The organism is Novacetimonas hansenii JCM 7643 (assembly GCF_000964405.1).
Taxonomy (GTDB): Bacteria; Pseudomonadota; Alphaproteobacteria; order Acetobacterales; family Acetobacteraceae; genus Novacetimonas; species Novacetimonas hansenii.
The window spans coordinates 1-7,030 of record NZ_BANE01000255.1 but is presented as its reverse complement, the minus strand read 5'-3'; the positions used below and the strand labels follow the sequence as shown (position 1 = coordinate 7,030).

6 protein-coding genes are annotated in these 7,030 nt (G+C 63.0%); 3 read left to right on the top strand and 3 right to left on the bottom strand.

The window, feature by feature from the left end:
- Positions 1–119: 119 nt before the first annotated feature.
- The 3 genes from hemA to B7G66_RS17955 form a co-directional block, all read right to left on the bottom strand.
- Positions 120–1,409: a 5-aminolevulinate synthase gene (gene hemA, locus B7G66_RS14235; protein WP_003617918.1), complete on the bottom strand. Its 1,290-nt coding sequence runs from the start codon at positions 1,407–1,409 to the stop codon at positions 120–122.
- 252 nt (positions 1,410–1,661) lie between these two features.
- Complete coding sequence (locus tag B7G66_RS14230) at positions 1,662–2,129, bottom strand: hypothetical protein (RefSeq protein WP_040511517.1); 468 nt, start codon at positions 2,127–2,129, stop codon at positions 1,662–1,664.
- Positions 2,130–2,486: 357 nt separating this feature from the next.
- The gene (locus B7G66_RS17955; protein ID WP_159107969.1) at positions 2,487–2,636 is read right to left on the bottom strand and encodes a hypothetical protein; all 150 of its coding nucleotides are present in this window, start codon (positions 2,634–2,636) and stop codon (positions 2,487–2,489) included.
- Between B7G66_RS17955 and B7G66_RS14220 the strand changes: the two genes are divergently transcribed.
- The 3 genes from B7G66_RS14220 to B7G66_RS14210 are packed head-to-tail and all read left to right on the top strand — an operon-like array spanning position 2,635 to position 6,894.
- On the top strand, positions 2,635–4,629 hold the full coding sequence (locus tag B7G66_RS14220; RefSeq protein ID WP_003617915.1) for a transketolase-like TK C-terminal-containing protein: 1,995 nt from the start codon (positions 2,635–2,637) through the stop codon (positions 4,627–4,629). The two genes, B7G66_RS17955 and B7G66_RS14220, sit on opposite strands and share 2 nt — an antisense overlap.
- Before the next feature lie 19 nt (positions 4,630–4,648).
- Complete coding sequence (gene gap, locus B7G66_RS14215; protein WP_003617913.1) at positions 4,649–5,671, top strand: type I glyceraldehyde-3-phosphate dehydrogenase; 1,023 nt, start codon at positions 4,649–4,651, stop codon at positions 5,669–5,671.
- Positions 5,671–6,894, top strand: a complete 1,224-nt coding sequence (locus tag B7G66_RS14210; RefSeq protein ID WP_003617912.1) for a phosphoglycerate kinase — start codon at positions 5,671–5,673, stop codon at positions 6,892–6,894. The genes gap and B7G66_RS14210 overlap by 1 nt, the downstream gene beginning before the upstream one ends.
- Positions 6,895–7,030 lie beyond the last annotated feature (136 nt).

Here is a 7,030-nt window from a genome sequence, read left to right as displayed (position 1 = left end):
CTTTTTCGATCAAAAGGCAGCACCCAAAAACTTTTCCTGTTTTTATCGATGATCTGTTTTCAGGCACTCTGCTTATCTTCAGGGAGGAAAGGCGACATGTCCCTTTCCTCCCCAAGCCATCACTTCACCGGCTCAGCCACCTTCTGCGTGGTCTCCACCGGTGCGTTGATCCGCATCAAACGTGACAGTGCCTCGACCATCTGGTCCATCATCTCGTCCGTGTGGAATGGCCCGGGCGTCAGACGAAGCCGTTCGGTCCCGCGTGGAACGGTGGGATAATTGATGGGCGTGGCATACAGCCCGTATTCATCAAGCAACCGGTCACTGAGGTCACGACAGCGCTGCGCATCACCCACGGGAATGGGGACGATATGGCTGGGTGTCATGGTAAATGGGATCCCGGCCTTACGCAGGCGCGCGCGGAAGGCGTTGACCCGTTCGAACATCCTTTCACGACGCCATGCATCCTTGCGCACCTGCCGCACGCTGGTCAGCGCGGCGGCAACCACGGCAGGCGGCAACGCGGTGGTAAAGATAAAGCCGGATGCAGCAAGGCGCAGATATTCGACAACGTCGCTCGACGCGGTGATATAGCCCCCATGGACGCCGAACCCCTTGGCAAGGGTACCTTCGATAATGTCCACCTGGTCCGCCACACCATCGCGTTCGGAAATGCCGCCGCCCTGCGCGCCATAAAGGCCAACCGCATGGACCTCGTCCAGATAGGTCATGGCATTGTATTTCCGCGCCAGCGCACAGATCCCGGCAATGTCGGAAATGTCGCCATCCATGGAATAGACGCTTTCGAACGCGATCAGCTTTGGCGCCTCGGGAGGGGCCGCGGCCAATCTGGCCTCCAGGTCCTCAAGGTCGTTATGTTCAAAGATGACGGTGGTCGAACCGCGCGCGCCCTTGATGCCCGCGATCATCGAAGCATGGTTCAGGCGATCGGAAAAACAGATCCAACCCGGCATGCTGGTCAAGATGGTCTGAAGGCTTGCCTGATTGGAGACGTAGCCCGACACGAACAGCAGTCCGGCTTCCTTGCCATGCAGGTCGGCCAGTTCGTGTTCAAGTGCTGTGTGAAAGGGGCTGGTGCCTGCGATGTTGCGCGTGCCGCCCGCCCCCGCGCCATGTTCGCGGATCGCGGTAATGGCGGCGTCCATCACAACGGGTTCCACCCCCATGCCCAGGTAATCGTTCGATGACCACACCACGACCTCGCGGTCATGATCGCACGCGGGGGTCGCGGGCGTAGCAGGGGCCTTTTCCTGCTCATACACGGGATACCGGTCCGCTTCGCGCGCCAGGGGGGTGAACTGGCGATACCGGCCCTGCGTACGGATATCCACCAGTGCGGTGCGGCAGTACCGGTAAAACGGATGGCCGTCCGGATGATTACTGGACACTGATCTTCCTTTCCATGCGAACCTCGCTCCATACCCGCACCGAACCGTCATTCCAGCGCCGGACGCAGCCACACCACGCCATGTACGGCGGATCTGGCCGGGCGTCCCACGGCGTGGGACGGCGATATCACGCAACGACGCCCCAAGGCAGGAGTATTTCCCTCTCCATCCTGTCTTATAAGCGTTCGGCCGCCGGGTCACTATGGCAGGGCGGTCTTGTAAATTTAAAAAACATCCACTTTCCGGCGCGTCCTAGCGGACATAAAGGCGGATCATGGGGACATCAACGCCCGGATCTGTCATGCCTGTCATCTCCATCTGCGCGGGGGCGGCACCATCATGGACGACCTCTGCCGCAACAGATTGCGCATCGGTCGCGACAAGGCGCGACAGCAATGAGGCCTGTTCATCAGGGGACAGGGCATCAGGAATGGCGGTGACGATGGTAAACAGGACGTTGGGTTTTCGCGCCAGCGCCTCGGCCACGGCCGTCTTCAGGTCGGGCTGCCACTGCTGTGGCGGTGTGCCTGCCCGGATTTCCAGCAATGGCGGAACGTGGCGGACCTCCACCGGCGGCGGCGGCGGGATCACCACGCGCGGCGGGTCCCCGGCATGGCGGTTGAACGTCTTTTGCCCCACCAGAGTACACCCCCCAAGCCAGAACATGCTGGAGGCAAGGACAACACAGACGGGCAGTGCGGTGCGACATGATACAGGCATGACCGCCAAGCGATACAGCATCCACGTCGCGGGGCAAGGGGAGAAAAATATCGCCCTGCAAATCCCGCGTTACGCGCGCCGCCACAAATACCACCGCCACGAAGACCCAACGGATGAAAATACCAAAAATCCCCGATGCCTGCCGGCTTCGCCAAATCCATGCCCCCCGCACCGCGAAAAAACCTTCCCCACCCTCCCCACCTGTCGCCCGGCCTGCATTTCCGCACGCATCGTGACACCGCACGCCATGCCTGACCCACCCATGAGAATGCCGCTGCGGAGGGCCATAACCGGCACGCCGGCTGCACCAAGACCATCAAACGCCTGTGACCATGCATGCATTCACGGGACTTGCGATCAGGAAGCTTCATCCTGTAGTCGTGGAACACTCACGATGCCCCGATACGGCATCACCCGGACATTGAGCCCGCATGGCACAACGCCGCCCCCGCCTGCGGCCCATTCGCCTTCCCCATGAACCAACAGGTGGATCAGGCCAGACGGCATGGAACAGCCCCCTCCTCCCGACCCCGTCCAGAACATGCCGCAATCCCCGCCCCCGGCGGTAGGGGACGATGCGCCGCTGGACCAGACAGGCCGGATCGCAGCCTCCATCCGGCAGATCATCCGCACGAACGAACCCGACAGCCACCATGTCATCCATGCCTGCGCGATGGCGAATGCCTGCGCCGTGCTGTGGAGCCGGTATCTGAGGTTCGACCCCGCCTGCCCCACATGGTTCGACCGTGACCGTTTCGTGGTGTCATCCGTCCGTTACCGTACGCTTGTCGATGCGCTGGTCACACTGTCGGGACAGGCGGCGATCCGCATGGACGATACCCCCCACCCCGCAACCGCCATGGGATTCGGCCCCAGCGGGCAGGGACTGGGTGCCGCCATCGGCATGGCCATGGCGGAACAGCACATGGCCGCGCGTTTTGGCCGTACGCTGGTCAATCACCGCATATGGGCCGTCAGCTGCTGGTCCGAACTGTCCACCGGTGTGGCGCTGGAGGCGGCGGTACTGGCGGGGCAGATGGGGCTGGATCGCATCACGGTGCTGGTTGGCCTGTCGGAACATGAACGCGTACAGGCCGAAGCCGCCCTGCCCCGCTATGCCGCGTCGGGATGGTCCGTACGCAAGGTCGCAGCCGATCAGCCCGAACAGATCGCCGCCGCCATCGCATCCTCCATCCGCACGCACCGCCCCTGCCTGATCGCATGCCTGTCCCCCGCGCCCGATGCGGAAACGGCGGAACCTTTCGTCGATGATCCCGGCCTGTGGGCGTCAGCGGCGCGGCGTGGCGCCACCGCGCGCCGGTCATGGCTGCGCAGGCTGGCCAAGGACCGGCAGCGCATAGATTTCGAACGCCTCATCTCGGGCGAACGCCCGGCCCTGTGGCGTACCGACTGGCGACGGTCATGGCAGGGCACGGGGCGGCACCGCGTGTCCCATCCCGCACTCCCCACCACCAGCTATGCCCGGCGTGGCCTTGATATCCTGCGCGAACTGCTGCCTGAGGTACTGTGCCTGCGTTCACGCCTGGGGCTGGCATCCGGTGCGACAACGGGCCATGGCCCCGCCGCCCTGCCGACACGGTGCGACACACAGGTGCATGGCATGGCCGCACTGCTGAACGGGATCGCGTTGCATGGCGGGTTCCTGCCATGCGGGGCGGCAACCTTCGTCGCCGTGGACCGCATGCGTCCCGCCCTGCGCTTTGCCGCCATGATGAAACGCCAGGTCATCTATTTCCTGACCGATGGGGGCCTGTCGCCCGAAGAGGACGGGCCGGCCTGGCTGCCGGTGGAACAGCTCGCCAGCCTGCGCGCCATGCCAAACGTCGCGGTATTCCGCCCCGCCACCCGGCGCGAGACGATGGAGTGCATGGAACTCGCCCTTGAACGGACCAACGGCCCAAGCCTGCTGACGCTGTGCCCGTTCATCCCGGCCAGCGACATGGCCGCTGACGCCTCCATGCCCAATGCGCACCCACTGACGAACCTGTGTGCACGGGGTGGATATGTGGTCGCCGATTCCCCCACCCTTCCCCGGCAGGTCACGCTGATCGCCACAGGACAGGAGGTCGCGACCGCCCGCGCGGCGCAACTGCTGTTATGTGAACAGGGAATTGGCGCGGCCCTGGTGTCGTTGCCATGCTGGGAACTGTTCGCGGCGCAAAAAATATCCTATCGTGAACAGGTGCTGGGAACGGCACCCCGGATTGGCGTGGAGGCCGCATCCGGGTTCGGGTGGGAACGCTGGCTGGGACAGGAAGGAACATTCATCGGGATTGATGGTTTTGGTGAAAACGTCACCGCCGGCACACGGCAGGTGCGTAACGTGACCATCGAACCCGAACATATCGTCGCCCGCGCGCTGGAGGTCCTCCACGCACACGGCAACGGCCCTGCCGGGACCATCGGCAACCGGCGGCATGATGACGGGGATCTGCCTTTTCCGGACACGTCATCCCGAAGCGCTGCACTACAGAACTGACCTTAACGGAGAATAAGAAATGGCTGTCAAAGTCGCGATCAACGGTTTCGGTCGCATAGGTCGCCTCGTCCTGCGCGGGATTATCGAAAGCGGACGCACGGATGTCGTCCCTGTCGCCATCAACGACCTCGGCAGTGTCGAGGCAAATGCCCACCTCCTGTCCTATGACAGCGTGCATGGCCGCTTCCCGGCCGAAGTCCGTGTCGAAGGCAACAGCATCATCATCACGGCCAATGGCCGCACCTATGCCCCGATCCATGTCTCTGCCGAGGCGGACCCGACCAAGGTCGGGTTCACGGGCGTGGATGTGGCGCTGGAATGCACCGGTCGCTTCACCGACAAGGAAAGTGCCGCGCAACTGATCAAGGCAGGCGCGCGCAAGGTCATCGTCTCCGCCCCGGCATCGGGCGTCGATGCAACGATCGTCTATGGCGTTAACCAGGATGTACTGACATCCGACATGACCGTCATTTCCAACGCATCATGCACGACCAACTGTCTGGCCCCGGTGGCCAAGGTGCTGGACGATGCATTCGGCATCGAATGCGGCTACATGGTGACAATCCATTCCTATACCGGCGACCAGCGCACGGTGGATACCCTGCACAAGGACCCGCGCCGCGCACGTGGCGCCGCACTGAACATGATCCCGACCTCCACCGGGGCGGCCCGCGCCGTGGGCCTCGTGCTGCCGCACCTGAAGGGGCGTCTTGACGGGACCGCCATCCGCGTGCCGACGCCCAACGTCTCCCTCGTCTCGCTTGATTTCGTGCCACAGCGCGCGCCGTCCTCCGTCGAGGAAGTGAACGAGGCGGTGCGCAAGGCCGCGGGCGAGGCGCCGCTCAAGGGCATCCTCGATTACAACACAGCACCGCTGGTAAGTTCGGATTTCAACCATTCGGTTGCATCCTCCACCTTTGATGCGACACAGACGGCGGTCATCGACGGCGGCAGGCTGGTGCGCATCTGCAGCTGGTATGACAACGAATGGGGCTTCTCCAACCGTATGTCCGACACAGCCGCCCTGTTCGGCAGCCTGTAATGGCGACGGTCGCGTTCAAGACGCTGGATCAGCTTCAACCCGCGGGCAAGAAGGTTCTTCTGCGCGCGGACCTGAACGTTCCGGTGAATGGCGGGCAGATTACCGACGCCACCCGCCTGCTGCGCCTGCTGCCGACCATACAGGAACTGGCGCAGAAGGGCGCGCGCGTCATTGTGGTCAGCCATTTCGACCGCCCCAAGGGCAAGCGCGTGCCTGAAATGTCGCTCGCCCCGATCGCAGATGCGCTGGGCGATGCGCTGGGCCGTCCCGTGACCTTTGCCGATGACTGTATCGGCCCGGTGGCGCAGGCCGCCGTCGATGCGATGCAGGATGGCGACGTGGTGGTCCTGGAAAACACCCGTTTCCATGCTGGCGAGGAAGCCAACGACCCAGACCTTGCCAAATCGCTGGCGTCACTGGCGGATTTCTACGTCAATGACGCGTTCTCCGCCGCCCACCGCGCCCATGCCTCCACCGAGGGGGTGGCCCGTCACCTGCCGTCCTTTGCCGGACGCCTGATGGAGACGGAGTTGAACGCGCTGAACATCGCGCTGGAAAATCCCGAACGTCCGGTGGGTGCGATCATTGGCGGGGCGAAAATCTCCACCAAGCTCGACCTGATCGGCAACCTGCTTGAAAAGGTACAGGTGCTGATTATCGGCGGGGCGATGGCCAATACGTTCCTTGCGGCGCAGGGCGTGAAGGTCGGGCGTTCCCTGCAGGAAGGGGAAATGCACGACACCGCGCGCGCCATCCTGGCGAAGGCCAAGGAAAAAGGGTGCGAGGTCATCTTGCCGGTCGATGCCGTAACCGCGACTGAATTCAAGGCCAACGTGCCCACGCGCGTGGTCGGGATCGACGCCATTCCCGACGATGCGATGATCCTTGATGTCGGTCCGCAGACCGTCCGCGACCTGTGTGCAAAGATCGCGATGCTGAAAACGCTGGTATGGAACGGCCCGCTGGGCGCATTCGAAATCGCACCGTTTGACGCAGGTACGAACGCGGTGGCGCAGGAAGTTGGTCGCCTGACGCAGGAAGGCAGGCTGAAAAGCATCGCCGGTGGGGGGGATACCGTCTCCGCCCTGCGCCATGCGGGTGTAACGAAGGATATTTCCTATATCTCCACCGCGGGCGGCGCATTCCTTGAATGGCTGGAGGGCAAGACCCTGCCGGGCATCATGGCGCTGGAATCCGTGTTCGAACGCGCATTGCCGATCTGAACGGTCGTTTCACGACCGCCCTGACGGGAACGGGGGATCATCCTTTGCAGGATGATCCCCTTTTTCATGGCGCGTAGTGGGGGAAAGACAAAGAGATTGTTTGAAAACAAGTCATTGATAAAAAACAAGAAAAATT